Annotated in this window: 26 protein-coding genes and 1 pseudogene; 11 read left to right on the top strand and 16 right to left on the bottom strand. The window is 72.8% G+C overall.

Annotation, left to right across the window (positions count from 1 at the left end; all coding sequences use genetic code 11):
* Positions 1-13 precede the first annotated feature (13 nt).
* From B1L11_RS08220 to B1L11_RS50085, 4 genes are read right to left on the bottom strand one after another with little or no spacing between them, the layout of a single operon-like run.
* Entirely contained in the window at positions 14-724 is a 711-nt protein-coding gene (locus tag B1L11_RS08220) for a response regulator transcription factor (RefSeq protein ID WP_079313918.1), read from the bottom strand.
* Positions 721-1002 carry a sensor histidine kinase gene (locus B1L11_RS50075; protein ID WP_256862334.1) on the bottom strand — a complete coding sequence of 94 codons (282 nt, stop codon included), beginning with the start codon at positions 1000-1002 and terminating at the stop codon, positions 721-723. Before B1L11_RS50075 ends, B1L11_RS08220 begins: the two co-directional genes overlap by 4 nt.
* A 5-nt stretch (positions 1003-1007) precedes the next feature.
* Positions 1008-1688, bottom strand: a complete 681-nt coding sequence (locus B1L11_RS50080; RefSeq protein ID WP_256862335.1) for a histidine kinase dimerization/phosphoacceptor domain-containing protein — start codon at positions 1686-1688, stop codon at positions 1008-1010.
* A gap of 2 nt (positions 1689-1690) precedes the next feature.
* Complete coding sequence (locus tag B1L11_RS50085; RefSeq protein ID WP_256862336.1) at positions 1691-2413, bottom strand: hypothetical protein; 723 nt, start codon at positions 2411-2413, stop codon at positions 1691-1693.
* Between the two features lie 172 nt (positions 2414-2585).
* Here B1L11_RS50085 and B1L11_RS08230 point away from each other — a divergent pair, with 172 nt between their 5' ends.
* The 3 genes from B1L11_RS08230 to B1L11_RS08240 all read left to right on the top strand — a co-directional run bounded on the left by B1L11_RS08230 (position 2586) and on the right by B1L11_RS08240 (position 4886).
* On the top strand, positions 2586-3176 hold the full coding sequence (locus B1L11_RS08230) for a class I SAM-dependent methyltransferase (RefSeq protein WP_079313919.1): 591 nt from the start codon (positions 2586-2588) through the stop codon (positions 3174-3176).
* Positions 3177-3214: 38 nt separating this feature from the next.
* On the top strand, positions 3215-4396 hold the full coding sequence (locus B1L11_RS08235) for an acyl-CoA dehydrogenase family protein (protein WP_079313920.1): 1182 nt from the start codon (positions 3215-3217) through the stop codon (positions 4394-4396).
* 67 nt (positions 4397-4463) lie between these two features.
* Entirely contained in the window at positions 4464-4886 is a 423-nt protein-coding gene (locus tag B1L11_RS08240) for an SRPBCC family protein (protein ID WP_079313921.1), read from the top strand.
* Between the two features lie 16 nt (positions 4887-4902).
* Here the strand turns inward: B1L11_RS08240 and B1L11_RS08245 are convergent, their stop codons facing one another.
* The gene (locus tag B1L11_RS08245) at positions 4903-5286 is read right to left on the bottom strand and encodes a helix-turn-helix domain-containing protein (RefSeq protein WP_079313922.1); all 384 of its coding nucleotides are present in this window, start codon (positions 5284-5286) and stop codon (positions 4903-4905) included.
* Between the two features lie 93 nt (positions 5287-5379).
* Here B1L11_RS08245 and B1L11_RS08250 point away from each other — a divergent pair, with 93 nt between their 5' ends.
* Complete coding sequence (locus B1L11_RS08250) at positions 5380-6240, top strand: enoyl-CoA hydratase/isomerase family protein (protein WP_218670964.1); 861 nt, start codon at positions 5380-5382, stop codon at positions 6238-6240.
* A 60-nt stretch (positions 6241-6300) separates the two neighbouring features.
* Here B1L11_RS08250 and B1L11_RS08255 read toward each other — a convergent pair whose 3' ends face one another.
* The 3 genes from B1L11_RS08255 to B1L11_RS08270 all read right to left on the bottom strand — a co-directional run bounded on the left by B1L11_RS08255 (position 6301) and on the right by B1L11_RS08270 (position 8828).
* The gene (locus tag B1L11_RS08255) at positions 6301-7095 is read right to left on the bottom strand and encodes an enoyl-CoA hydratase/isomerase family protein (RefSeq protein WP_079313924.1); all 795 of its coding nucleotides are present in this window, start codon (positions 7093-7095) and stop codon (positions 6301-6303) included.
* Positions 7092-8021, bottom strand: a complete 930-nt coding sequence (locus B1L11_RS08260) for an alpha/beta hydrolase (RefSeq protein ID WP_079313925.1) — start codon at positions 8019-8021, stop codon at positions 7092-7094. The genes B1L11_RS08255 and B1L11_RS08260 overlap by 4 nt, the downstream gene beginning before the upstream one ends.
* A 108-nt stretch (positions 8022-8129) precedes the next feature.
* Complete coding sequence (locus B1L11_RS08270; protein ID WP_079313927.1) at positions 8130-8828, bottom strand: gamma-glutamyl-gamma-aminobutyrate hydrolase family protein; 699 nt, start codon at positions 8826-8828, stop codon at positions 8130-8132.
* A gap of 294 nt (positions 8829-9122) precedes the next feature.
* Here B1L11_RS08270 and B1L11_RS08275 point away from each other — a divergent pair, with 294 nt between their 5' ends.
* The gene (locus B1L11_RS08275; RefSeq protein ID WP_079313928.1) at positions 9123-10232 is read left to right on the top strand and encodes a globin domain-containing protein; all 1110 of its coding nucleotides are present in this window, start codon (positions 9123-9125) and stop codon (positions 10230-10232) included.
* Positions 10233-10312: 80 nt separating this feature from the next.
* Positions 10313-11389 (top strand): glycosyl hydrolase, encoded by a 1077-nt coding sequence (locus B1L11_RS08280; RefSeq protein WP_079313929.1) that lies wholly within the window; start codon positions 10313-10315, stop codon positions 11387-11389.
* A gap of 82 nt (positions 11390-11471) precedes the next feature.
* Here the strand turns inward: B1L11_RS08280 and thyX are convergent, their stop codons facing one another.
* The 3 genes from thyX to B1L11_RS08295 all read right to left on the bottom strand — a co-directional run bounded on the left by thyX (position 11472) and on the right by B1L11_RS08295 (position 15787).
* A complete protein-coding gene (gene thyX, locus B1L11_RS08285; RefSeq protein WP_079313930.1) occupies positions 11472-12254 on the bottom strand; it encodes an FAD-dependent thymidylate synthase in 783 nt (260 codons plus the stop codon).
* A 107-nt stretch (positions 12255-12361) separates the two neighbouring features.
* The gene (locus tag B1L11_RS08290; protein ID WP_256862337.1) at positions 12362-13258 is read right to left on the bottom strand and encodes an amidohydrolase family protein; all 897 of its coding nucleotides are present in this window, start codon (positions 13256-13258) and stop codon (positions 12362-12364) included.
* 393 nt (positions 13259-13651) lie between these two features.
* Positions 13652-15787 carry an anthranilate synthase component I gene (locus B1L11_RS08295; RefSeq protein WP_079313931.1) on the bottom strand — a complete coding sequence of 712 codons (2136 nt, stop codon included), beginning with the start codon at positions 15785-15787 and terminating at the stop codon, positions 13652-13654.
* Between the two features lie 281 nt (positions 15788-16068).
* Between B1L11_RS08295 and B1L11_RS08300 the strand changes: the two genes are divergently transcribed.
* Positions 16069-17730, top strand: a complete 1662-nt coding sequence (locus B1L11_RS08300) for a CocE/NonD family hydrolase (RefSeq protein ID WP_218670965.1) — start codon at positions 16069-16071, stop codon at positions 17728-17730.
* A gap of 32 nt (positions 17731-17762) precedes the next feature.
* Here the strand turns inward: B1L11_RS08300 and B1L11_RS08305 are convergent, their stop codons facing one another.
* Together B1L11_RS08305 and B1L11_RS08310 are read right to left on the bottom strand one after the other, a co-directional pair.
* On the bottom strand, positions 17763-18719 hold the full coding sequence (locus B1L11_RS08305; protein ID WP_079313932.1) for a hypothetical protein: 957 nt from the start codon (positions 18717-18719) through the stop codon (positions 17763-17765).
* A gap of 1 nt (position 18720) precedes the next feature.
* Positions 18721-19092 carry a hypothetical protein gene (locus tag B1L11_RS08310; protein ID WP_079313933.1) on the bottom strand — a complete coding sequence of 124 codons (372 nt, stop codon included), beginning with the start codon at positions 19090-19092 and terminating at the stop codon, positions 18721-18723.
* A 110-nt stretch (positions 19093-19202) separates the two neighbouring features.
* Between B1L11_RS08310 and B1L11_RS08315 the strand changes: the two genes are divergently transcribed.
* Complete coding sequence (locus B1L11_RS08315; protein ID WP_079313934.1) at positions 19203-19832, top strand: hypothetical protein; 630 nt, start codon at positions 19203-19205, stop codon at positions 19830-19832.
* Positions 19833-19887: 55 nt separating this feature from the next.
* On the opposite strand, the gene B1L11_RS54595 is transcribed toward B1L11_RS08315, so the two are convergent.
* Positions 19888-20397: a hypothetical protein gene (locus B1L11_RS54595; protein ID WP_372974652.1), complete on the bottom strand. Its 510-nt coding sequence runs from the start codon at positions 20395-20397 to the stop codon at positions 19888-19890.
* Between the two features lie 1059 nt (positions 20398-21456).
* Positions 21457-21678: a hypothetical protein gene (locus tag B1L11_RS54600; RefSeq protein WP_372974653.1), complete on the bottom strand. Its 222-nt coding sequence runs from the start codon at positions 21676-21678 to the stop codon at positions 21457-21459.
* A gap of 398 nt (positions 21679-22076) precedes the next feature.
* On the opposite strand from B1L11_RS54600, the gene B1L11_RS50095 reads away from it, so the two are divergent.
* Positions 22077-22817: a CHAT domain-containing protein gene (locus B1L11_RS50095; RefSeq protein WP_256862338.1), complete on the top strand. Its 741-nt coding sequence runs from the start codon at positions 22077-22079 to the stop codon at positions 22815-22817.
* A 26-nt stretch (positions 22818-22843) separates the two neighbouring features.
* Here the strand turns inward: B1L11_RS50095 and B1L11_RS08330 are convergent.
* Positions 22844-23371: pseudogene (locus B1L11_RS08330) on the bottom strand (DUF1697 domain-containing protein).
* Positions 23372-23722: 351 nt separating this feature from the next.
* Here B1L11_RS08330 and B1L11_RS08335 point away from each other — a divergent pair.
* Both B1L11_RS08335 and mctP read left to right on the top strand, forming a co-directional pair.
* Positions 23723-23848, top strand: a complete 126-nt coding sequence (locus B1L11_RS08335) for a DUF3311 domain-containing protein (protein ID WP_256862340.1) — start codon at positions 23723-23725, stop codon at positions 23846-23848.
* Positions 23845-25437 (top strand): monocarboxylate uptake permease MctP, encoded by a 1593-nt coding sequence (gene mctP / locus B1L11_RS08340; protein ID WP_079313938.1) that lies wholly within the window; start codon positions 23845-23847, stop codon positions 25435-25437. Before B1L11_RS08335 ends, mctP begins: the two co-directional genes overlap by 4 nt.
* Positions 25438-25514: the final 77 nt, after the last annotated feature.

Genomic DNA, 25514 nt, shown 5'->3' on the forward strand with positions numbered 1-25514 from the left:
GCTTAAACCGGCGTCACGGGTGGCGGTAGGAGCCGGAGGCGCCGCTCTCCCGGTCGCTCCGGGCAGGAGCCACGGGGTTGAATCCGTTGTCGACCAATCCGAATCGGTGCGCCATCACCGCCGCCTGGGTGCGGTTGCGCAGCCCCAGCTTCTCGATGAGCGCGGCGACGTGGCTCTTGACCGTCGTGACCCCCACGTGCAGCCGGTCGGCGATCTCGGCGTTGGACAGGCCCACCCCGACCAGCGTGAGCACCTGCGCCTCACGCTCGGTGAGGCCGGGCGGGAGCGGCACCGCCTGCCGCTCGGCCGCCAGGGCCCGTTCGACGACGCGCCGCAGCACCGACGGCGCGAGCGGGGACTCCCCCGTCGCGGCCCGCCGTACGGATTCGACCATCCGGGCGGGCGGGTCGTCCTTGACCAGGAACCCGAGCGCGCCCGCGCCCAGCGCGGCGTAGAGGTTCTCGTCCTCGGAGAACGTGGTGAGCACGACGATCCGGGCGGACGGCTGGGCGGAGAGGATCCTGCGGGTGGCCTCCAGGCCGTCGACGCGCGGCATCCGCAGGTCCATCAGCACCACGTCGGGGCGGTGCCGCTCGGCCAGCCGCACGGCCTCGGCCCCGTCGGCGGCCTCCCCGCACACCTCCATGTCGCCGGCCGCCTCCAGCATCATCCGGACGCCCGCCCGCACCAGGGCCTGGTCGTCGGCGACCACGACGCGGATCACGCGAACCTCCCCGCCACGCGGCACTCCGACCGGCTCTCACGCGGGACCGGCAGCGAAGCGGTCAGCCGCCAGCCGCCGCCCTCGGCCGGGCCCGCGGTGATGTGCCCGCCGAAGGCGCGGGCCCGTTCCCGCATGCCCGCGATGCCCTGGCCGTGGGACGGCAGCACGTCCGGGGGACGGGACGTGCCGGGGCCGTTGCGCACCTCGACCGTGAGCGCGTCCGGGCGCATCGCCACATCGACCTCCGCGCGGGCTCCCGGCCCGGCGTGTTTGAGCACGTTCGTCAGCCCTTCCTGGACGATCCTCGCCGCCGACGCCCGCACCACCAGCGGGGCCCGTTCCGCCTCGGGCGCGAGACGCAGGTCCACCCGAAGGCCTGCCGCCGACATCCGGGACACGGCGTCGCGCAGCACGTCGCCGGGGTCGGCCAGCATGTTCGCGAGCATGAGATCGGAGCCCAGCGCCTCGTCCGGGTCGCGCAGCACGGCCAGCAGTCCGCGCAGGTCCTCCAGCACGCGGTGGCCGGTGTCCCTGATGTCGGCCAGCGCCTCGGCGGCCGGGCCGTCGGCCCCGCGTACTGCGCCGCGCTCGCCCGCAGCACCATCGCCCCCACGTGGTGGGCCACGATGTCGTGGACCTCGCGGGCGATCCGCTCCCGCTCCGCGAGCCGGCCCGCCCTGGCCCGCTCCGCGGCCAGTTCGGCGGCGTGCCTGGCCTGGGCCTGCCGCACGCCGGCGTACCGGCCGATCGCCACGGGCGCGGTCACCATCGTCATCAGCGCCACCACCCGGAACGGGGTGACGTCGCCGGGGTCGTCCACGACCACGATCGCGGCGACCGAGCAGGTCAGGGCGTACGCCGCGGCGACCCACGGCCAGGTGGCGCGGGTCGCGAACACGCCGAGCGCCACCAGGGCGAGCAGTTGCAGGCTGTTGCCGGTCCTCGGGACGTACTGGTCGGCCACGATCAGCGCGAGCTCTCCAGCAGCAGCACCGCGCCGGGCAGGTGCCGCACGACGCCGAGCGCGAGCCCCGCGAGCATCACCCCGAGCGCAACCGCCCACACGGGCGGCTCGCCGCCGTGCCAGTACGGCCAGGTGGTCAGCACCGACAGCGCCACCCCGCCGCCGGCGAGCAGCACGTCGAGCAGCGGCGCGGGGTCCTCCTTGCGGCGTCCCTCCTGGCCGCGCAGGTAGCGGCCGACCAGCACCGGAGCCGCGATCAGGCCGACGGAGTAGAACCAGGTGTTTCTCGTGAGGGCGATGCCGGGGTCGGCGAGGTTCACGGCGGTCGCGGCGGAGGCGAGCACGGCCGCCGGCGCCGTCCAGCCCCAGCCGCGCGACCGGGCCAGCACGCCCACCGAGATCGGCAGCAGGACCTGCAGGGTGTTGACGGTGAACGCGCCGATCTGGTCGCAGACCACCAGCAGCACGGACAGGTAGACGGCCACCGGGCCGGGCCATCGGCGCACCAGGCCCATCGGCAGCCCGGCCAGCAGGGCGAAGCCCATCCCCACCCATACCGGGGCCGGGCCGCTCCCGCCACTCCAGGAACCGGCGCTGACGAGCACGTCGAGCCCGGTCCCGCACAACGCCAGGCCGATGTCGAGGGCCGTGCCGCGCGGGAGCGCGAAGAGCCTGTTAGTGAAGGGACGCTGAGTGACGAGCCGGCGCGTCGAGGGCCACCGCATGAGGGGAACGCTACCGCCCGCCCGCCCGGAGGCCGGTCCTCCGTCGGGAGGACGCTTCTCCTCCTTCTGGCCGGACCCGCCCGCCCAAGGGCCGTACGCGATGATCCACCCGGCCGCCGGGTCGGTCCGGACGGCGGGCGTCCGGGCGGTCGCGCGGCCCTAGCGTCACCACATGGCCAACGAAACAGCGATCTTCTTCGGGCAGTTCCTGCGTTCCCCCGCCGTGACCGGGGCGGTCGCGCCCAGTTCACGGCGGTTGTCGGAGGCGGTGTGCGTGCCGGTGCCGGAGCGCGGCGACCCCGTCGTGGTCGAGCTGGGGCCGGGCACCGGTCCCTTCACCGCCGAGATCCAGCGCCGCATCGGCGGGCGGGGGCGGCACCTGGCGGTCGAGATCAATCCGCGGCTGGCCGGCCACCTCGGCGCCCGCTACCCGGGGGTCGAGCTCGTGGTCGACAACGCCGCACGGCTGCCCGAGCTGCTCGCCGCCCGGGGCGTGGCCGCCGCCGACGTGATCGTGAGCGGGCTGCCCTGGGCGGCGTTCCCCCCCGCCCACCAGGCGGACCTGCTGCGGGCCGTGGTCGCCTCGCTCCGCGCCCGGGGGCGCGTTCACGACGTCTCCTACGTCCACGCCCGGGCCCTGCCCGCGGCCCTGCGGTTCCGCCGCAGGCTGGGCGAGGCGTTCGAGGAGGTGGTGGCCGGGCGCACGGTGTGGCGGAACCTGCCGCCCGCCTTCGTCTACCACGCGCGCCGCCCCCGCCGGTGATCTCGCAGCCCGCCGAACGGCGTTCTAGAGTGGCGGGCATGGACTTCACGCTGCCGGAGAGCGCGCAGGCGGTGCGCCGGGGCATCGCGGACATCTGCTCGCGGTACGACATGGACTACTGGCAGCGCTGCGAATCGGAGAAGCGCTGGCCCGAGGAGGTGTGGGCCGAGCTCGCCAAGGGCGGCTGGCTCGGCCTGGCCGTACCCGAGGAGTACGGCGGGGCCGGGCAGGGCCTGCTGGAGCTGGCCGTGGCCACCGAGACCCTGTCGGCCTCCGGCTCCGCCGGCGGTTCCGCGTTCATGTACGTGCTGACGCCGGGGTTCGGGGCGCTCACGCTGGCCAGGCACGGCTCGGCCGAGCAGAAGGCCGCGCTGCTGCCGAAGCTGGCGACCGGAGAGATCGAGACCTGCTTCGCGCTGACCGAGCCCGACGCCGGGTCCAACTCCCTGGCGATCTCGACCTTCGCCCGCAGGGACGGCGACGACTTCGTCGTCAACGGCCAGAAGATCTGGATCACGGGTGTCCAGCGGGCCGCCTGGATGCTGCTCGTCACCCGGACGATCCCGGCGGCGCAGGCCAGGCCGCGCAGCGACGGGCTGACGGTGTTCCTGGTGAACGTCCCTGAGGCCGTGGCGGAGGGGCGGCTGTCCTACCGGCCGATCCCCAAGATGGGCGCGAACACCACGCCCTCCAACATGGTCTTCATCGACGACCTGCGGCTGCCCGCCTCCAGCGTGGTCGGCGAGGTGGACCGGGGAGTGGCCGTGCTGTGGGACGTGCTGAACCCCGAGCGCATCCTGCTGGCGGCCAGCGCTCTCGGCGGGGCCGAGGTGGCGCTGCGGGTGGGTGTGGACTACGCGAAGCAGCGGGAGGTCTTCGGCCGGCCCATCGGGGCCAACCAGGCCATCGCGTTCCCGCTGGCGCAGGTCAAGGCCAAGATCGAGCTGGCCAGGCTCATGCTGTACAAGGCGGCCTGGTCGTTCGACAACCGGCTGCCCTGCGGCACGGAGGCCAACATCGCCAAGCTGACGGCCTCGCAGGCCGCGTGGGAGGCCGCCGACGCCGCGTTCCAGACCCACGGGGGCATGGCGTACTCGCTGGAGTACCCCGTCGCGCGACTGCTGGCCGACGCCAGGATCGGCCGGATCGCGCCGGTGACCGAGGAACTGCTGCTCAACTACCTGGCCACCCAGGTGCTCGGCCTGCCCAGGAGCTTCTGACCGCTTCCGGCCGCTTGCGCGCCGCCCCGGCGGGGCAGTTACCTGAGGCAGCGGAAGGGAGTCACACATGCGCGGTCCGTACGCCAGCACGGTGATCAGCGCGGACGCCGGGGACGTCTGGGGGTATGTGCGCGAGTTCGGCAACCTCCACGAGTGGCTGCCAGGCGTCGCCACCTGCGAGATCGAGGACGGCGCACCGCTCGCCCCGGGGGTCGTGCGGCGGGCCGAGGGGGCGGGCGGGGTGTTCCGCGAGCGGTTGCTGACCCTCGACGACGAGGCGCGCACGCTGACGTACACCGCCGTCGAGTCCCCGCTGCCCATGCGCGACTACCACGCGACCTGCCGGGTCGCCCCGGTGACGGACTCCGGACAGGCGTTCGTGGAGTGGTACGCGAGCTTCGAGGCCGACGACCCGGAGAAGGTCGCCAAGATCCTCACCCGGGGCGTCTTCGTCCCCGGCCTCGAATCGCTGCGCAAGCGATTCGGCTGAGTCGTCTCTGACGGATTCAGCTCTGAACGCGTCGGTCGTACTCCATTTGATGCCTTTGGATTTCGTCCGCGTTGTCGACCGTCCAGTCGTACAACCGGCCGAACGGCTCGCGCAGCGATTCGCCGAGTGGCGTGAGTGAGTACTCGACCCCGACCGGCGAGGTGGGGAGCACGCGGCGCGTGATCATCCCGTTGCGCTCCAGGCGGCGCAGGGTCTGGGTCAGGACGCGCTGGGTGACGCCCTCAAGGCGGCGCTTGATGTCGTTGAACCGCCTGGGCTCGTTGAGAACCGCCATCACCATCATCGACCACTTGTCGGCGATCTGGTCGAGGATGGGGCGGCTGGGGCAGTCGGCCCGGTAGACGATGTCCGCTGAGGTGCCGACTTCGGGAATGGCCATATCGGTATCCTTCGCGATCCTTGAGATGCCGAAAGTGCGTTATTGACGGCTGATCGCCCGCCACCGCATCGTAAGTATGCATCGGGAACCTAGGTGCACACCAGATACAGATCGGGCACTCCATTGAACGACGCCTACACGACCCTGCGGGTGAGCCGCGACGCCGGCATCGCCCGCGTCACCCTCGACAATCCACCCGTCAACGTCTTGGACGTCGCCCTGATGGGCGACCTCCGGCGCCTGCTGACCGCGCTGCGGGACGACGACTCGGTTCGGGTCATCGTGTTCGACAGCGCCAATCCCGAGTTCTTCATCGCCCACGTCGACATGTCGCTTGGTGACACGCCGGACGCGCTCGACAAGTTCGCGCACGACCTTCCGGATGGTGTCAACGTTTTCCAGGCTTTGGGGGAACTGCTGCGGCACCAGCCCCAGGTGACCATCATCAAGCTCGCCGGGATGGCGCGCGGCGGCGGGGCGGAGTTCGTCGCCTCCGCGGACATGACCTTCGCCGCGATCGGCCGTGCCGGGATCGGCCAGATCGAAGCCCTCATGGGCATCGTGCCCGGCGGAGGGGGCACGCAGTATCTCGCCACCAGGGTCGGCCGCAACCGCGCGCTGGAGGCGGTGCTGAGTGCCGACCTGTACGACGCCAAGACCGCGGAGCGCTACGGCTGGGTCAACAGGGCCGTCCCCGCCGACGAACTCGACGACGTCGTCGACCGGCTCGCCCGCAACATCGCCGCCCTGCCCGAGGGCGTGATCGCGGCGGCCAAGCGCGCCATCCCGCCGGAGGACCTGGCCGAGGGGCTCCTGCGGGAGAACGACGCCTGGACGGGACAGATCATTCGCCCTGCGGCCGCACAGCTGATCCGCGACGGACTGGCCCACGGCGCCCAGACCCCCGACGGCGAACGCGACCTGGAGGGCCTCCTCCGGCGACTGGCCGGTTAGGACCTGAAGGGACGACACGGGCCCGGTTCTTCGCCCGGCACCTTAAGTGAGGCCGGGCCGTCAGGCCGACCCCGGCCGGAAGCGGGGCGGGCGCTTCTCGCGCAGGGCCAGCACGCCCTCGGCGGCGTCGGGGCCGGTGAAGCCGAGGAACTCCATGGCCAGCGAGGCGTCGAACGACGGGCCGGCCATGCGCAGCCAGTTGTTCAGCGCGTACTTGGTCAGCCGGATCGCCTCGGCCGACCCGGCGGCCAGCCGTGTCGCGATCTCCAGCGCCCGGTCGTGGACCTGGTCGTCGTCGACGCACAGGCTCACCAGCCCCATCGCCTCGGCCTGCTCGCCCGTGACCGGCTCGCACAGGAGGAGGTGGTATTTGGCCTTGGCCATCCCGCACAGCAGGGGCCAGATGATCGCCGCGTGGTCGCCCGCAGCGACCCCGAGCCGGGTGTGGCCGTCGATGATGCGGGCCGTCCGCCCGGCCACCGAGACGTCGGCCAGCAGCGCGACGGCCAGCCCCGCCCCCACCGCCGGGCCCTGGATCGCCGAGACGACCGGCTTCGAGCAGTTGAGCACGTTGTAGACGATGCCGCGGGCCTCGGCGAAGACCTCCAGGCGGGTGGCGTGGTCGCGGGTCATCTCCTCGATCATCGACAGGTCGCCGCCCGCCGAGAACGCCTCGCCCTCACCGCGCACGACCACTGCCCTGACGTCGTCGTCGCGGTCCACGTCGCGCCAGATCTCGGCCAGCTCGCGGTGACCCGTGCGGTCCACGGCGTTGCGCCGGGACGGCTCGCTGATCACGACGCGCAGGACGCCGTCCGCCGCCCAGTCGACCTTCAGCTTCTCGTACTCCCTCACGACGCGACTCCCAGCGCGTCCCTGATCCTGGCGGCGAGGTAGTCGCGGCCCTCCAGCGCCTGGTCGAAGAACCCCGGCAGGCCGAGGAAGCCGTGCAGCGCGCCCTCGAAGCTGCGGTGCTCCACGGGGACGCCCGCCTCGGCGAGCGCCCGCGCGTAGGCCGCGCCCTCGTCGCACAACGGGTCGCACTCCGCCGTGATCACCGTCGCGGGCGCCAGGCCCGACTTGTCCGGCAGGTGGAGCGGCGCGAGACGGGGGTCGCGGGGGTCGGCGCCGGCGGCGTACTGCTCGATGAACCACCTCATCTCCGCCGCGTCGAGCCCGAACCCCTTCCCGTACGCGCGGTAGCTGGCCGTGTCGGTGGCGACGTCGGTGACCGGGCAGATCAGCGCCTGGTGGGCGAGGCGGAGCCCGGCGTCCCTGGCCAGCCAGGCCGCCACCGCCGCGAGGTTGCCCCCGGCACTGTCGCCGACGACCGCCACCCTGCGCGTGTCCGCGCCGTAGAACGCGGGACGGGCGTGCACGTCGCGGACCACGCCGAAGGCGTCCTCGGCGGCCGCGGGAAACGGGTGCTCGGGCGCGAGGCGGTAGTCCACCGAGACGACGACCGCTCCAGTCCTGTGGGCGAGGTCGCGGCCCAGGGCGTCGTTGCGCTCGACGCTGCCGAAGACCCAGCCGCCGCCGTGAAAGTAGACGAGCGTCGGCAGCGGATGCTCGCCCGGCTCAGGACGGTAGATCCGGACCGGCACCCCGGCCGCCGTCTCGTCCCTGACCACCGGCAGGCCGATCCTCGGCCCGCGCTGCTCGGCAAGCCCGTCCAGGGACCGCATCTCGGCGATCTGCTCACGGGTGAGGGAGTCGGGGTCGACGCCGAGATCCGAGGGGAACAGCTTGAGATAGGCCTCCGCCTGGGGATGCAACGCCATGCCCCGCACAGTAACAGCGCGCGCCGACACAACCGCCGAGGCGGCCGCGGCGCGCGCTCCCGGCCGGTGAGCCGCCCGCGCCGCCTCCCGGACACCGGTCCGTACGGGTCAGGGGCGGGCCGCGTCCACCAGGGCCTCGAAGAGGCGGTTGTCCGCGCCGCGCTCGGGGTGCCACTGCACGCCGACGGCGAACCGGTGCCCCTGGAGTTCGACGGCCTCGACGATCTGGTCGTCCGCCCACGCCACGGCGATCAGGCCGGTGCCGAGCCGCCGCACGGCCCGGCGGTGCGCGCCGGTCACCTCCGCGCGGTCGCCCACGGCCTTGCCGACCCTGCTCGACACGCTGACGGTGACCACGTGCGCGGCCGTCTCGTGGCGGTCATGGCCCACGGCCTCCCGCAGGGACGTGATCAGCGTGCCGCCCTGGGCGACGTTGAGCACGTGCATGCCGCGCGAGATCGCCAGCAGCGGCACGCCCGCCTCCACCGCCGCCTGCGCCAGCGCGGTCTCGAACCGGTCGCGCTGGGGCTGCGGGCCGCCGAGCCCGTCGTCGTCCTGCTCGCCCGCCGGGACCTCGCCGTACAGCGCCGGATCGACCTCGACGCCCCCGGCGAGGATGACCGCGTCCAGGCGGCGCACGTAGTCGCCGGCGGACACGGGGCTCAGCGGCGGCAGCAGGACGGGCGCGCCGCCCGCCTTCTCCACCGCGCGCGCGTACGCCTGGGGCGAGACCGCCGCCTCACGAACCCACGTGCCCCAGCGCGCGGCCTCGAGATAGGTGGTGATGCCGACGATGGGACGCGCCATGGCCATCTCCTGGGGGTGTGCGAGCAGGCAGGCCCATCATGGCGCAGATCGTTTTCCTTTTGTCGATTTTCTCACCAGTCACAGGAGTCACAGCAGCAACATCACGAAAAATAACGAAGTGTTCACAGTCGGTTGCCTTGCGGGGAATCGGTTGTGACGCCCGAGAGCGAGTGGAACACTCCCCGTTGAGCGATCGGTCGAGCCGGGGCCGCCGGCGCTCGTCACCCGGAGCCGTCAGGGAGGTGGATCGACAGACCGGAGCACGATTCCGGTCCCTAGGGTGGGACACAACTGATGCCGCTGAATCCGCGCCTCGTCAAGGAGAGCTTCTCGGTCGTGGAGCCCGTCGCCGAGAAGGCCGCGGGGTACTTCTACGGACGACTGTTCACGCAGTGCCCGCACATGCGGGGCATGTTCCCGCCGGGCATGGAGGTGCAGCGCGACCGGCTCTTCAACGCGCTCACGAGGGTCGTCTGGATGCTCGACAGCCCCGAGGGGCTGGCGTCCTATCTCGCCCAACTGGGGCGGGACCATCGCAAGTACGGCGTGTCCCCCGAGCACTACGGAGCCGTGGGAAGCGCACTCCTCGCCACGATCAGGCACTTCGCCGCCGAGATCTGGACCGACGAGATCGAGGCCGCCTGGACCGAGGCGTACGCCATGGCGGCGAAGATCATGATCGACGCCGCCGCCGCGGAGACCACGCCCCCCTGGTGGCTCGCCGAGGTGACCGACCACGAGCCGCGCACCCGGGACATCGCGGTGCTCACACTGCGGCCCTCGCAGCGCATGGACTTCGTCCCCGGGCAGTACGTCACGGTCCAGACCGCCCGGTGGCCGCGCGTGTGGCGGCGGTTCTCCATCGCCAACGCGCCCCGCCCGGACGGCTCGCTGCGCCTGCACGTACGCGCCGTGCCGGGCGGCTGGGTGAGCACGGCGCTGGTCCGCCACACCCGCATCGGCGACCAGCTCCTGCTCGGCCCGCCGGTGGGCACGATGACGCCGCCCGAGACCGATCGCGACCTCCTCTGCGTCGCCGGAGGAACCGGCCTCGCGCCGCTCAAGGCCGTCATCGAGCACGTCGTCGCCTCCGGCGCCCGCCCGAACATCCACCTGCTGTTCGGCGTCCGGCGCGCGTGCGACCTGTACGACATGCCGGACCTGGCGAGGATGGAGGCCGCCTTCCCCTGGCTGCGGGTCGTGCCGGTGGTCTCCGACGACCTCGCCTACGACGGGATGCGCGGCCGGCTCCCCGACGTGGTCGAGAGGTTCCACTCGTGGGCCGACCACGAGGCGTACGTCTGCGGGCCGCCCGGGATGGTGAACGAGACCGTACGGCGCCTGCAGAGCTCGGGGGTGCCGCTCGCGCGGATCCACCGAGATCCGGTGCAGAACGAGGCTTGACCGGAAGGGCGGGCGACGGCGAAGGTTTCCTGGCAGGATTCGAATCGAAAACATAATCGAAATCGGCACAGGGAGGACATATGACCGCACTGCTCGCGATCGGCACCCGCAAAGGATTGTTCCTCGCGCGCTCCTCGGACGGCGGCTCGTTCGAGGTCGAGCCCGTGCGGTTCTCCACGATCGCGATCCACTCGGTCGCGATCGACACCCGCGGGACCACGCCCCGTCTCCTCGCCGGTATCGAGTACGGCCACTTCGGCCCGTCGGTGATGTGGTCCGACGACCTCGGCGAGACCTGGGAGGAGGCGACGACCCCGCCGGTCGCCTTCCCCGAGCGCACCGGTGCCGCGCTGGCCCGGGTCTGGCAGCTCCAGCCGTCGCCGGCCGAGCCGGACGTGGTCTGGGCGGGCGCCGAGCCCGCCGCACTGTTCCGGTCGGAGGACCGCGGGGCCACCTACACGATGGTCGACGGCCTGTGGGACCACCCCACCCGGCCCCAGTGGCAGGCCGGCGGCGGCGGCCTGTGCCTCCACACGGTGATCCCCCACCCGTCCGACCCGCGGCGCATCGGGGTCGCCGCCTCCGCCGTGGGGTTCTTCCGCAGCGACGACGCGGGGGCCACCTGGCGGCCGTCCAACAAGAACATCCGCGCTCCCTTCCTCCCGGAAGGTGCGCAGTATCCCGAGTTCGGCCAGTGCGTGCACAAGGTGGCGCAGCATCCCGCGGCGCCCGAGCGGCTCTACCTGCAGCACCACTTCGGTGTCTACCGGTCCGACGACTTCGGCGACTCCTGGACCGAGATCGGGTCGAGCCTGCCCTCCGACTTCGGGTTCCCGATCGCGGTGGACCCGGACCACCCCGACAGGCTGTACGTCTTCCCGCTGCACGGCGACGTCGACCGGACGCCGCTCGGCCACCGCTACCAGGTGTTCCGCAGCGACGACGCCGGGGAGACCTGGCACGGACACTCCGCCGGGCTGCCCGAGGGCCCGGTGCACGCCTCGGTGCTCAGGGACGCGATGTCCGCGGGGCCCGCCGGGGTGTTCTTCGGCACCCGGGACGGCGAGGTGTACGGCTCGGCCGACGCGGGCGAGACCTGGTCGCTGATCGCCCGTCACCTGCCCGACGTGCTGTGCGTGCGGGCGGCCGTCCTCTGACCCGCCGCCGCCGTCCCGCGGCGCCCTTCCGGGCGACCGCGGGCCGGCGGCCCAAGACCTCGGCGGCTCGAACCTCGGCGGCTCAGACCTTGCGCCAGCCGGGAACCCAGGCGCCGTCCTCGACGACGTAGTCGCCGAACAGGGCCGGGGCCTCCTCCCGCATGATCTCCCCGATGCGGTTGAAGATGAGGCGGATCTCCTCCTCGGCTCCCGTGGCCGTACGGGCCTCGATCGTGTGCCGCAGGGTGCGCACGTTGGCCGTCCAGACCAGGCCGGTCGCGACGCCCTCGGGGGCGAAGCGGCGCATGAACGAGGTGCGGTGCTTCTTCTCCGCGAACGGCACGCCGTCCTCGTCCAGCCCGAAATGGGTGGCCATCCAGTTCTGGAACTCCTCCATCCGGTCGAGCATCTCGGTCGCCCGCTTCATCAGCTCGGCGTCCTCGCGCGCCCACTCCGGGAACCAGAACGGGATGTCGCTCAGCCGGACGAACCGCAGCGACTCCTGCGAGATCGCCACCCCCGGCCGGTGCCGTACCAGCTCGTGGGTGAGCACCCGCGAGACGTTGTGCAGCACGAAGCTGAAGCTGAGGTGCTCAAGCACGCTGCCGTGCGCGCTGGCCAGGATGTTGCGCAGGTACGCCTCCTGGTCGGTGCGCACCCTCGTGACGTTGGGGTTCAGGCCCGGCTCGAACGACCGGTAGCACAGCCGTCCGGCGAACTCGGCGAGGTTCTGGGCGTCGAACTCGCCCCGCTCCAGCCGCTCAAGCCAGCTCTCCCCGCCGATCTCGTGAAGGTAGCGGGCCAGCTCGTCGTAGTCGACAGAGGGTTTGGCGACGAGGAAGACCTCGGGCTCGACGCTGCGCATTCACATTCCCCGTGAAGTGGTTGCCGATGGGTGACCGTCCAAGCAAACCAGCTCGGCCCCACGATCGCGACCCGGCCCCATGTCATAACCCTCGGGGCTTCCGGATTTCAGAGGCGGTAAACGCGGCGGGCGTTACCCGAGCCGATCATGTGGGCGATCCGGGCGGCGTCGGCCGGGCTCCACTCGCCCTCGGCGATCCGGTCGGCGAGCACGCGGGCCAGGCCGCGGCGATGGCAGAGCGCGGCCAGGAAACACAGCTCGGCGGCGCCGTGGCAGCCGGAGCCGTACATCTGCTTGTGGAACGGGACGAGTTCGAGCAGTTCGCGCAGGACATGTGCGGAGCCGGCTGCGGTGTGGGCGACGGCGGGCCCGGCGTCCACGTAGACGTGCGGGAAGACGGCCGCCAGGTACGCCGCCTGGCGGTGGTAGGGATAGCAGTGCAGCAGGACGACCGGCACCCCGAGCGGGGCGAGGGCGCGGACGAACCCGGTCAGCAGCGCGGGATCGGCCAGATGGCCCACACCGACGCCCGACGGACCACCGCCGGGCAGACCCCAGCCGGACAGACCACCGCCGGACAAGCCCCCGCCGGACAAGCCACAGTGGAACTGCAGCGGCAGGCCCCGCTCCCTCGCGACGTCGACCGCCGCCCACAGCAGGTGCCGTACGAGGACGGGGTCGTCCAGGCGCGACTTGGGGTCGGCGAGCCTGCGGCCGGCCGCCGCGATCACGCTGCCGCGCGAGGGCCGGGAGGGGTCGAAGCCGAGGCCGCAGCGGTGCGCCGCGACCGACTTGAGCGCGGCGGCGCAGGCCGCGCGGGCCGCGAGCTCGTCCCGCAGCGTCCCGGCGTAGTCGGCGGCGGGCAGCCCGGCCTCGGCGACGTCCTGCTCGACCTGCTCCAGCCGGACGATCTCGTCGGCGGCGGCCGAACCGAGGCGTCCCATCTCGGCGGGTGAGAGCAGCCCCGGGACGTCGGGTCCGGTGTCGACCAGGAAGGCCGACACCCCGGCGCCGCGCAGCAGCCGCCGGTTGACCTCGGCCGCGCCGAGCTCGGCGCGGCGCGACAGGTAGACGGTGGCCGAGGCGTGCGGCTCCAGGCCGAGGACCGGCGCGCACCAGCGGCGGATGGCGGCGCGGCCGGGGTGTCGAAGTGCGTGGTGCCGGGCGGCGCGGGCGTGCCGCCTTCGCCGATGAGCTGCTCGAACCCCGACCTGGTGGTGTCGTCGCGGCGCACGCCGTGGCAGTGCTGGTCGACCACGGGCGCGAGCAGGGCCGCCCGCACCGCGTCGGGAACGGGTACGGGTACGGGCAGCATGTCGTGGGATCTCGGCTCCGGCACGGCAGTGGACTCTACGGCTCCCCCGCCGCGCCGGCGCCGCCCCAGACGGCCTCTTTACTCAGCCATGACGTGCGCAAAGCCGCAGGACGTTGGCGATGATCCGGGCCCCGGCGCCGCCCTGCGTGGTCAGGATCGACTCGGGGTGGAACTGCACGCCGAAGCGCAGGTTCTCGGCGTCCTCGATCGCCATGGCCGCGCCGTCCGGCGTGTACGCCGTGACCCGGAAGCCCTTGACCCCCGGCTCCTTGGCGTGCAGGGAGTGGTAGCGGGCCGCGACGAACTCGCCGGGCAGCCCGTCGAGCAGCACGCTGTCGCCCTCGCGGCGGACCCGGCCGCGCTTGCCGTGCTCCGGGTAGGGCAGCAGTTCGAGCGTGCCGCCCGCCTGCTCGACCATGGCCTGCAGGCCCAGGCACACCCCGAACACCGGCAGCCTCCGGGCGTACAGCGCCTCGACCAGCGCCGAGCAGCCGAAGTCGGACGGCCAGCCGGGGCCGGGCGACAGCACGACGAGCGTGGGGGCGATCTCGTCCAGCTTCTCCAGCGGGAAGCCGTGCCGCAGCGTGACCACCGACGCGCCCTGCTGCCGGAAGTAGTCGGCGAGCGTGTTGACGAAGGAGTCCTCGTGGTCCACGAGCAGCACGCGGTGGCCCTCGCCCGGCAGGTCGGCCCGGGGCTCCGCCGGCGCCTCCTCCCGGGGGCGGGCGGACGCGGCGAGCGCGCCGAGGAGGGCGCTGGCCTTGAGCTCGGTCTCCCGCTCCTCGGCCTCGGGGTCGGAGTCGAAAAGCAGCGTGGCCCCGGCGCGCACGGTGGCGACGCCGTCGCGGATCTGCGCGGTGCGCAGGGTCAGGCCGGTGTTCATCGAGCCGTCGAAGCCGATGAAGCCGACCGCGCCGCCGTACCAGCGCCGGGTGGTCTCCTCGTGGTCCTCGATGAACTGCATGGCCCACGTCTTGGGGGCGCCGGTGACGGTGACGGCCCACATGTGGGTGAGGAACGCGTCGAGGGCGTCGAACTCGGGGCGCAGGCGGCCCTCGATGTGGTCGACGGTGTGGATCAGCCGGGAGTACATCTCGATCTGGCGGCGGCCGATCACCCGGACGCTGCCCGGGACGCAGATCCGCGACTTGTCGTTGCGGTCCACGTCCGTGCACATGGTCAGCTCCGACTCCTCCTTCACGCTGGACAGGAGCGTGCGGATGGCCTCGGCGTCCTCGACGGGGTTGGCCCCGCGGGCGATGGTGCCGGAGATCGGGCAGGTCTCGACGCGGTCGCCGGTCACCCGGACGTACATCTCGGGCGAGGCGCCGACCAGGTGCTCGCCGTCGCCGAGGTTGAGCAGGAACTCGTACGGCGCGGGGTTCTCGGTGCGCAGCGAGCGGTAGAAGGCGGACGGGTCGGTGCAGGCGCCGTGGAAGACCTGACCGGGGACGACCTCGAACAGGTCGCCGCGCTGGAACTTCTCCTTGGCCTTGGCGACGACCTCGGCGTAGGTCCCCCTCACCGGGTTCGGCGGGATCTCCCGGGGCGCGACCAGGGGGATCGTCTCGCCGGCGCGCTCCAGGCCGCTGGTGGAGGCGCCGTCCACGGTGAACTCGTAGCAGTACTCCACGCTGGTCTCGCGGACCCGGTCGATCACCACAAGCCGGTCGGGCAGGTGCAGCACCAGGTCACGCTGGTCGCCCGGGCGGGTCAGGCGGTAGCGGATCGGCTCGAACTGGAAGGCCAGGTCGTAGCCGAAGGCGCCGTACAGGCCGAGGTGCGGGTCGTCGGACCGGAAGGCCGCGATGATCTCGCGGATGGCGGTGAAGACGGTGGGCCTGCGGCTGCGCATCTCCTCGGGCAGCAGGTCCTCCGACTCGGGGACGTGCACCTCGACGTAGCCGTGGGTCGGCTCGGACACCGGCTTGCCGGCCGCCAGCAGGCAGGAGGCGACGACGGGCAGCACGACCTGGCCGCGCTCGTTGAGCGCGCGGGCGGAGATCCGCCGTCCCCGCGCCACGATCTCCAGGCAGGGATCGACGTAGCCGAACGCCCATCTGCTGTAACGGCCCGGGTAGTCCATGCCGGACGAGAAGGCCCCGCCGCGCCGCTCCCCCAGCGACGTGACGATCTCCTCCAGTGCCTCCTCGGGCACCTCGCGCACCCGGCGCTCGACCGCGATGCCGCCGGCCGTGGTATATCCGCTGATCTCCACTGTCCACGCCCCTTTTTTCGTATGCCCCGGGGCGGACACACAGAAGGCCGCCACTCATGGGGCGGCCGGTCTATTCGACGCGAATGCGAAAACGCCGCCTGTCAGCGGCGCCACCACTGGGAGGGTGCATGAGTTCGCATGCGTCAAGGGTAGCGGCGGGAGCCGTGATCATGCAACGCGGCATGACTGGAAGGGCGAATAGCGGATAGATATTCTGTTACTGGTCGGGAAACCTCACTCTCGGCGCGGGCCGTCCGCTCGAGGCCGGGGAAGGAGGGGCCATGGTCCGCGTGCCGGTGCACAGCCGCCGCCCGGGAGAGCCGGGCGGGCCGAGAGGTACGGGCGGGGGTTCGAGCGGGCCGCAGGGCCGCCGGGTCCGGGTCCGCCGTGACGTGCCCGTGCCGATGCCGGACGGCGTGACCCTCCTGGCCGATCACTACGCGCCCGTCGGCGCCGACCGGCCGCCGACGATCCTGATCCGCACGCCGTACGGCAGGGGCGGGGTGGTCGGCTGGATGTACGGCTGGACCTTCGCCCGGCACGGGTTCCAGGTGCTGCTGCAGAGCTGCCGGGGCGGCTTCGGCTCCGGCGGGCGGCTCGATCCCCTGGTCCACGAGCAGGAGGACGGCCTGGCGACGGTCGAGTGGATGCGGGCGCAGGCGTGGTACGGCGGCAGCTTCGCCATGCACGGGCCCTCCTACCTCGGCTACACACAGTGGGCGATCGCGGCGGAGACCCCCGACCTGCGCGCGATGTCCATCCAGGTGACCGCCTCGTGCTTCCGCGACGCGGCGTACGTCGGGGGGTCGTTCGCGCTGGAGTCGACGCTGATCTGGACGACGCTGACCGCGCACCTGGAGGGCAGGCTGGGCGGCGTGGCCGCGTTCATCGCGCCCCGGCGCACGCGGCGGGCCGTGCTGTCGGGCCGCCCGCTGCACGAACTCGACCTGCTGTCGGCGGGCAGGCCGCTGCCGTTCTTCCGCGAACTGCTGGCCCATCACGGCGAGACCCTCTGCACGTACTGGGACAAGGCGGACTTCTCCGCTTCCGTGGGGCAGGTCGGTGCGGAGATCACGATGACCGGCGGCTGGTACGACGTGTTCCTGCCCTGGCAGCTCAAGGACTACGCGGCGCTGCGGGCGGCCGGACGGCGGCCCTATCTGACGATCGGGCCGTGGTATCACGCCGACATCCGCCACGGGCGGGCCGCCAACGCCGACGCCCTGGCCTGGTTCCGCGCCCACCTGCTCGGCGACCCGTCGGGGCTGCGCCCCTCCCCCGTCCGGCTGTACGTCACCGGCGCGGACGAGTGGCGGGACGAGCCCGACTGGCCGCCGCCCGGGATGCGGCGCGAGCGCTGGCACCTGCAGCCGGGCTTCGCCCTGTCGCGGGACAACCCGGCGGGCGGCGAGCCGGACCGCTACCGCTACGACCCCGCGCACCCCACGCCGGTGCTCGGCGGCCCGGTGCTGATCGGCAACTCCGAGCCGAGGGACAACCGGCGCCTCGAGGCCCGGCGTGACGTGCTCGTCTACACCTCGGACGTGCTCGGCAGGGACACCGACATGATCGGCCCGGTGAGCGCCGAACTGTTCGTCCGCACCGGCAGGGAGCACACCGACTTCGTCGTACGGGTGTGCGACGTGCACCCCGACGGCACGTCGATGAACGTCTGCGAGGGCGTGCGCCGCCTGACCCCCGCCGACCGCGGCGACGAGGACGGCGTGCGCCGGGTGGAGATCGACCTGTGGCCGATGGGTCACCGGTTCCGCCGCGGCCACCGCATCCGGGTGCAGGTGGCGAGCGGCGCCTACCCGCGCATCGCGCGCAACCCGGGCACCGGCGCGCCGCTGACGGCCGGCACCCCCATGGTCGCCTCCGACCAGGAGATCCTGCACGACCCCCGCCATCCCTCCGCGGTGATCCTCCCCACGCTGCTCTGACCGATCGTCACATGATGAGCCGCGAGTAGCTCTCACGGCACCGGCCCGCGGTGACGGAGGAGGTCGGTGACGGCCTTGCCGGTCGCCGGGCTGAGCGGACCGGTGTGCTCCAGGCCCAGGTCACCGGCCAGGGCGGCGGTGCGCAGGCGCACCGTCGCCTCGACCAGCTCGGCGTAGGCGTCGACGGCCGTACGGGCGCGGCGCCATCCCGTGCCGAGGACGACGGCCGCGATGAGCAGGCCCGGCCACCACAGCGCCCCCACCGCCGCGTAGAGCAGCCCCCACCCGGCCAGCGTGGTGGCCCGGCCGAGCGTCTCGCGGGCCGCGGTGATCTCGGCGCGGACGGTCTCCGGTACGGTCAGCCACAGGTACGGCCAGACCGTGGCCAGGTCGAGGTCCAGCTCCCGGTCCAAACGGGTCGCGACCGCCTGCATCCGGTCGCCCATCCACGTGGGCCGCTCCGGTTCCTCCGTGCCGATGTGCCGCAGCCGCCGCCGTGCGGCGTCGAGCCCCGACGGGGGCGCCGCGCGGCCCGGCGCGCCGGAGACCGGGTCCTCTTCCAGGCGGGCGCGGGCCAGAGCGGCGGCGGCGTCCTCCCTGGCCTGGTGGTACCCCTCCACGGCTCGGGACCAGCGGGAGCGCCGGCGCCGGGTGAGCCGGGCGGCGGCCTGCCGCAGCGGTGGTGGCCAGGAACCCCATCCCTCGGCCAGCCAGAGCCGTTCGACCACGGCGGCCAGGGCCTGTGCGGCCACCCCGGCGGCGGCCGACCCCAGCAGGAACGTGGTGAGGAGCACCGCGGCACGCCCGGTGCCGTACGGCACGGTCCACTGGTCCAGCCGGGTCGTCATGAGACGTTCGTCGAACGGATGGGCATGCCCGAGCGTCGCCGCGGCGACCAGGGCGGCGAGGTACAGCGCCCCGGGCAGGACGAGCAGGGTCAGCCAGCGCTCGGCCAGCTTCTTCCCGAGCTCGGCCAGCAGGCCGCCCATGTCAGCGCAGCCGTTCGCGGGTCATCGGCGTCCCGCCGATGTCGCAGGACGGCGCGGCGCCGGAGCCGGGAGAGGGCCAGCGATACCGCGCGCACCGTCGCTGCGGGCACAGGTAGACGAACTCGCCCGGGTCGGGTTCGACGGCGAGAGCGCGCAGGCCACGCCCCGCGTTGCCGTACACCCCGAGCACGTCGCCGCCCGCCACCAGCGCCTCGTGCAGCCGGTCCAGCGGTCCGGCGACCTCCTCTCCGGAGCGAACGGCGGCCAGCAGCCGGTCGAGCGGCCCGGTGTCTCCCAGTGCCTCCAGATGCTCGCGGATGCCGGCCAGGTGGCCGCAGACATAGCCGATCGCGGCGGCCGTCCGATCGCTCATTCTCACCTCCGGGCGAGTCCCGGCGGAGCCGATGACCCACCAATCTGTAAGCGGCTCGGCCCGCACGGACGTTACGCTCGCACGGGTCCGACGCCGGGACAGGGGCCGTCATGCGGGAACAGCACCTCGCCGCCGTCCAGGCGCACCTGGCACGCATCCGGACACCCCGGGACGCATTGGCTCCCGAGGTGACGGCGGACATCCGCCGGCTGACGGAGGCGCTCGGCGACGACGAGGACCTCGACGCCGGGTTCGCGCTCGGCTGGCTGCACTGGTACCGCTACAGTGCCCTGCCCGAAGGCCAGGACCGCGACGAGCTGCGGGCCGCCCTGCGTGCCTTCGTCGGCTGTTTCGTGGCCGGCGCAGAACCGCTGCCCGAACCGCTGCTGCCCGTCCTCGCCGACATCGCCGAGCCCCTGGCGATCGCGATGACCCAGCAGGGGCTCCAGACGCCGGGACCGGACGGTCTGGAGGCCGCCGCCCTCGTCTGGCAGCGCATCGTGGCCGCGGCCGCGCCCGACGACGCCGCCCGGGCCCGGTACATCGGCGGCTGGGGCGTCTCCCTGCAGATGCTGGCCGAGCGGACCGGCTCGGCCGATCTCTTGGACGAGGCCGTCGAGACGCTGAGTCTCGCGGTCACCGTGGCCCTGTCGCGGGACGGCGACGTGCCCGAGCAGCGGCACCGGCTCGGCCGCGCCCTTCTGGACCGGTTCCGCCGCACAGCGCGCCGGGTGATCTGAGCGCGGCGATCGAGGCCGCACGGCTCTCGGCCGACGCCGTCCCCGGGAGCGGCACCTACCAATGGCTGCTCGGCGCGGCGCTGCGCGCCAGGTTCGACGTCACCCAGGCGCCCGCCGACCTGGACGAGGTCGTCGAGGCGAATCGCCGGGCCGTGGCCGCCGCCACGCCCGGCCACCCCGACCACGCCGGCTTCCTGGGCAACCTGGCAGGCGCGCTGAACACGAGGTTCGAGCGCACAGGCGAGGCCGCGGACCTCGACGCGGCGATCGCCGCCTTCCGGACCGCCGGGTTCTGGTACAACACGGGCGTCCTGCTCGTCACACGGTTCCGCCGTACGGGCGACGTCGCCGACCTGGACCTCGCGATCGAGGCGTACCGGCAGGCCCTGACGACGCGGGACGGGCCGGCCCACCACGTCCTCGGCAACCTCGCCGTGGCCCTGCGGACCAGGTTCGACCAGACGGGAGACACGCACGATCTCGAGGCCGCCATCGAAGCGGGCGGCGAGTCCCTGGCCCGCACCCCCGCCGACGACCGCGGCACGCCGCTCACCAATCTCGGCATCTCCCTGCTCGACCGCTTCGGCGTGACGGGCGGACGAGAGGACCTGGAACGAGCGCTCGCCCTCAGCGAGGAAGCCGTTCGCGCCGTCCCGCCGGGCCGGCCGGAGCGCGCCGCCGCGTTGAACAATCTGTGTCTCGCGCTCCTGCGGCGCCATGAAACGGACGGAGCATCGGACGACATCGAGCGAGCCGTGTCGGTCGGCCGGGAGGCCGTCGACGCCACCCCGCCCGGTGATCCGGAGCGCCCGGCCCGGATGAGCAACCTGGCCCTCGCCCTCCGGCTGCGGTTCGAACTCCGCCGCTCGTCGGCCGACCTCGACGCGGCCGTCGAGATGGGCACGCAGGCCGTCGGCGCGATCCCCGCCGGCCACCCACGCCGCGCGACCCTGCTGTCGGACCTGGGCACCGCACACCACGTGCGCTACCGGCGTACGGGTGATTTCCACGACCTCCAGGCCGCCGTCGAGGCCTTCCAGGGCGCCGCGGACGCGATGCCGGCAGGGCGCCCGTTCCGGGCGGGCGTGCTGCACAACCTCGGCGTGGCACTGCGGGACCGCTTCACACTCACCGGCGACGTGTCGGACCTCGACATGGCGATCAGAGCGGGACGCGAGGCGGTGGACGCGACCCCGCCCGGCTCGCCGACGCGGTCGATCTTCCTGGCGACGCTCGCCGAGGCACACGGCGACCGCTCCAAAGCGACGGGCGCACCCGATGACCTGCACGCCGCCGTCGCCGTCGCCCGGGAGGCCGTCGAGGCGACCCCTGACGGCTCACCACACCGAGCCGTGCACGTCGCCTTCCTCGGCAACGCGCTGCGCGCCCGGGCCGAGCGTTCCGGCGAAGGCGCCGGGGAGGCGCTGGCCGCCTACCGGAGCGCGCTTGGCGACCCGTCGGGCCCGCTGGACCTCCGGATCTCCGCCGCCAGGGCCGCGGCGGACCTGGTACACGACACGCGGCCGGCACTCGCCGCGGACCTGCTGGAGGCCGCGGTCGCCCTACTGCCCGAGACGATTCCGGCGGGCCCGAGCTGGAGCGACAGGCAGCACGAGCTGAGAACCTACGCACGGCTGGCCGCCGACGCCGCCGCGCTCGCGCTGTCCGTCCCCTCCGCCGGGCCGCCGCAGCGGCGGGGCGGGTCCGAACCGCCCGCGCTGCGGGCCCTGCGCCTGCTGGAATCCGGCCGGTCGATCCTGCTGGGCCGCATCCGGCAGAGCCCGCCGCTGCCCGGCCTGGCCGAGCTGTGCGCCGCCGCGGAGGACGGCCCGATCGTGGTGTTCAACGTCAGCCGCTACCGCAGCGACGCGATCCTGCTCACCCCCGACGGCGTCGACCACCTTCCGCTACCCGGTCTCGCCGCCGCCCCCGAGCGGTTCCATGCCTTTCTCACCGCGTTGCAGGGTGCCGGCGACCCCGAGGCGGGATGGCGGGAGAGGGTGGCGGCGCAGGACGACATCAACGCCACCCTGGAATGGCTGTGGGACGCCGCCGCGGCTCCGGTGCTGGACGCGCTCGGCTGCCCGGCGCCGCCGCCGGACTCCGGCACCCCGTTGCCGCGGGTCTGGTGGGTGCCCGGCGGCATGCTGAGCGTGTTCCCGCTCCACGCGGCCGGCCACCACCGCGCCGCCGACAGCCGTACGGTCCTGGACCGGGTTGTCTCGTCGTACGCTCCGACGGTCCGTGCCCTCCTCGACGCACGACGTCCGCCCCCCGGCCGCCGGGGGCGCGCGGCCCCCGGCCGGCCCCCTGGTCGTCGCGATGCCGCAGACCCCGGGTGCCGCGCCACTGCCCTATGCCGCGGAGGAGGCCGAGCTGCTCCGTGCTGTGTTGCCCGGCTCGCTCGTGCTGACCTCCCCTGCCCGCGACGCGGTGCTGGCCGCGATGGCGGACGCGCCGATCGCCCACTTCGCATGTCACGGCGTGAGCGAGGCCCTCGATCCGGCGAGGAGCAGGCTGCTGCTGGCGGACCACGAGACGGCCCCGTTGACCGTGGCCGATCTCGCCGCGGCCGGTCTGAGCGGCGCCGAGCTGGTCTACCTGTCGGCCTGCAGCACCGCGCAGATGAGCGTCGTCACGCTGGGCACGGTCGAGCTCGCCCAACCGGCCCGGACCGAGCTGCCGCAGCTCGCCGCCCTCGTCGGGCGGCTGAACCGCGGACGTGACCTGCTCGACGAGGCCATCACGCTCGCCGCGGCGTTCCAGGCCATCGGCGTCCGCCACGTCGTCGGCACGCTGTGGGAGATCGACGACGCGATCACCCTGGAGCTCGCCGACGCCTTCTACCAGGGCCTTCGCACCGAGAACGGAGCCCTGGACCTCGGCCGGTCCGCGCAGGCCCTGCACCACGCGGTGCGCGCCGTACGCGACCGGCTCCCGCGGACGCCCTCGCTGTGGGCCCCCTACCTGCACGCCGGAGCCTGACGGGCGGAAAGTCGCCGGGGATACTCCTAGAGGTCCTCGGCGAGCGCGAGCAGGCGGGTGACGGTGTTCCAGTTGCGCATGGTCGCCGGGCCGGTCGAACGCTTCTCCAGGAGCGGCGGCAGCTTGGGACGCCGCAGCCCGTCGGGGAAGTAGATGTAGAGCTCCCGCTCGCCCATCCGCATCTCCTCAGGGGCGTACGCCGCCGGATCGATGCTCGCCAGCCCCTCCCGGTCCGGCGGCCGGGCCAGGAAGACCACGGCGAACCTGGCGGGGTCCCGGACCTCCAGGGGGTTGCGCTCCACCACGCCGCGAAGCTGCTCGGCCGTACGGACGATCACCGCCACGGACAGGCCGAACTCCTCCCGGAGCCCGCGCTCGATCGCGGTGGCGATCGACTAGGCGTCCCCGTCCGCCGTGAACAGGGCGTTCCCGCTGCGCAGGTGCGTGCGGACGTTCCCGTACCCGAGCCGTTCCAGCAATGTTCTGAGATCGGCCATCGCCAGCGTGGTGGCGGGGTTGACGTTGATGCCGCGCAGCAGCGCCACGTAGCGCATCGCATCGCCTCCTTCCGGCGGGAGGCTACCGCCCGTTCCTGTCAGACGGCGTCAGGTATCGGGCCGGCATGTGGTCGGGGGCCTCCCCCGCGATCGTCGCTGGGCGCGCCAACACGACCGTTCGGCGATTGGTGATCCCCCTGTTACCCATGGGTCCTTACGCTGCCGCCGAGTAACCGTCCCGCTGGTCCGCGCGACGGCCCCGTCACGCGGATCCGCCGGTCACGCCTGGTCCGTGTCCGATTGGAGAACGTGTGACGACCCCCCGCGCCGACCGCGGCCGCAACCCCGACCGGAGCCCGCTGAACCTGGCTGCTCCTGCTGCCGATCGCGATCCCGCTCATCCCGCCCCTGTTCAACGCCGACGAACCGCGGCTGTTCGGCATCCCGATGTTCTACTGGCTGCAACTCGCCTTCATCATCCTCGGCGTGACCACGACCACCCTCGTCTACCGCGCGACGAGGAGGAGCCGGTGAAGACCACCGAGATCGTCATCTTCACGCTCCTGTTCCTGGTCGTCAGCGGCCTGGGATTCGTGGCCGCCCGCTGGCGCCGTCCCGGCGACCTCGCCACCCTCGACGAGTGGGGCCTCGGCGGGCGCAGCTTCGGCAGCTGGATCACCTGGTTCCTGATCGGCGGCGACCTCTACACGGCCTACACGTTCGTGGCCGTGCCCGCCCTGATCTTCGGCGCGGGCGCCATGGGCTTCTACGCCGTGCCGTACACGGTGGTCGTCTATCCGATGGTGATGCTCGTGCTGGTCCGGCTGTGGTCGGTCTCGCACGTGCACAACCTCGTCACGCCGGCCGACTTCGTCCGCGTGCGCTTCGGCTCCCCCACGCTGGCGCTGCTCGTGGCGATCACCGGCATCGTCGCGACCATGCCGTACATCGCCCTGCAGCTCGTCGGCATCGAGGCGGTGCTGAAGACGATGGGGCTGACGGGCGACCTGCCGCTGATCATCGCGTTCGCGATCCTCGCGGCCTACACCTACCAGTCCGGGCTGCGCGCCCCCGCGCTGATCGCGTTCGTCAAGGACTCGCTCATCTACCTGGTGATCCTGGTCGCGATCATCTACATCCCGGCCAAGCTCGGCGGCTGGGCGTCGATCTTCGACGCCGCCAAGGCGAAGTTCGACGCGACCCCGGCTCCGGGCGACGGCACCCTGCTCAACGCCAACAACCAGCTCCAGTACGTCACGCTCGCCTTCGGCTCGGCGCTGGCGCTGTTCCTCTATCCGCACAGCGTCACCGGGATCCTCGCCTCGCGCAATCGGAACGTGATCAAGCGGAACATGTCGGCCCTGCCGGCCTACAGCCTGCTGCTCGGCCTGATCGCGCTGCTCGGCTACATGGCGATCGCGGCGGGGGTCAAGCCGATCGGCAAGGACAGCAACACGATCGTGCCGCAGCTGTTCGACAACGTGTTCCCCGACTGGTTCGCGGGAGTGGCGTTCGCCGCCGTCGGCATCGGCGCGCTCGTACCGGCCGCGATCATGTCGATCGCGGCGGCCAACCTGTTCGCCCGCAACATCTACCGGGAGTACATCAACCGGAACGCCACCGCCGCCCAGGAGGCCACGGTCAGCAAGGTCGCTTCGCTGGTCGTGAAGATCGGCGCGGTGCTGGTCATCCTGCTCATCGACCCGCAGTTCTCTATCGACCTCCAGCTCATCGGCGGCGTGATCATCCTGCAGACGCTCCCGTCGGTCGGCCTCGGCCTGTACACCCGGTGGTTCCACCGGGGCGGCCTCATCGCGGGCTGGGCCGCGGGCATGGCGGCCGGGATGCTGCTGCTGTACAACATCGCCAACCCGGCCACCAACCACGCCCACTTCGGCGGCTCGGCCTTCCCGCTGTCGCAGCTCGGGTTCGACACCAAGATCACGGTGTACGCCGGGTTCCTCGCGCTGATCGTCAACCTGGTCGTCGCCGTGCTCGGGACCTTCGTGGCCCGCGCGTTCAAGAGCGCCGACGGCCCGGACGGCACCCGGCCCGAGGACTACTTCGCCGACCAGGGCGACCCGCGCGTCCACGAACTGGAGACGACCGCGCCCGCGTCCTGAGGATGCGTACGGACTTGTGGCCGTCTTGACGGGGCGGCGCGCGCCGCGTCAAGACGGCCACAAGCGTGCGGTGGCAC

It is taken from the genome of Microbispora sp. GKU 823 (genome assembly GCF_002027145.1).
GTDB lineage: Bacteria > Actinomycetota > Actinomycetes > Streptosporangiales > Streptosporangiaceae > Microbispora > Microbispora siamensis.

Excerpts from the sequence above, each read along its gene's own strand:
- B1L11_RS50085 (WP_256862336.1), bottom strand. The coding sequence starts at position 2,413 with ATGCGGTGGCCCTCGACGCGCCGGCTCGTCACTCAGCGTCCCTTCACT.
- B1L11_RS08230 (WP_079313919.1), top strand. The coding sequence starts at position 2,586 with ATGGCCAACGAAACAGCGATCTTCTTCGGGCAGTTCCTGCGTTCCCCC.
- B1L11_RS08235 (WP_079313920.1), top strand. The coding sequence starts at position 3,215 with ATGGACTTCACGCTGCCGGAGAGCGCGCAGGCGGTGCGCCGGGGCATC.
- B1L11_RS08240 (WP_079313921.1), top strand. The coding sequence starts at position 4,464 with ATGCGCGGTCCGTACGCCAGCACGGTGATCAGCGCGGACGCCGGGGAC.
- B1L11_RS08245 (WP_079313922.1), bottom strand. The coding sequence starts at position 5,286 with ATGGCCATTCCCGAAGTCGGCACCTCAGCGGACATCGTCTACCGGGCC.
- B1L11_RS08260 (WP_079313925.1), bottom strand. The coding sequence starts at position 8,021 with ATGGCGTTGCATCCCCAGGCGGAGGCCTATCTCAAGCTGTTCCCCTCG.
- B1L11_RS08270 (WP_079313927.1), bottom strand. The coding sequence starts at position 8,828 with ATGGCGCGTCCCATCGTCGGCATCACCACCTATCTCGAGGCCGCGCGC.
- B1L11_RS08275 (WP_079313928.1), top strand. The coding sequence starts at position 9,123 with ATGCCGCTGAATCCGCGCCTCGTCAAGGAGAGCTTCTCGGTCGTGGAG.
- B1L11_RS08280 (WP_079313929.1), top strand. The coding sequence starts at position 10,313 with ATGACCGCACTGCTCGCGATCGGCACCCGCAAAGGATTGTTCCTCGCG.
- thyX (WP_079313930.1), bottom strand. The coding sequence starts at position 12,254 with ATGCGCAGCGTCGAGCCCGAGGTCTTCCTCGTCGCCAAACCCTCTGTC.
- B1L11_RS08300 (WP_218670965.1), top strand. The coding sequence starts at position 16,069 with ATGGTCCGCGTGCCGGTGCACAGCCGCCGCCCGGGAGAGCCGGGCGGG.
- B1L11_RS08305 (WP_079313932.1), bottom strand. The coding sequence starts at position 18,719 with ATGGGCGGCCTGCTGGCCGAGCTCGGGAAGAAGCTGGCCGAGCGCTGG.
- B1L11_RS08310 (WP_079313933.1), bottom strand. The coding sequence starts at position 19,092 with ATGAGCGATCGGACGGCCGCCGCGATCGGCTATGTCTGCGGCCACCTG.
- B1L11_RS08315 (WP_079313934.1), top strand. The coding sequence starts at position 19,203 with ATGCGGGAACAGCACCTCGCCGCCGTCCAGGCGCACCTGGCACGCATC.
- B1L11_RS54595 (WP_372974652.1), bottom strand. The coding sequence starts at position 20,397 with ATGCCGAGATTGGTGAGCGGCGTGCCGCGGTCGTCGGCGGGGGTGCGG.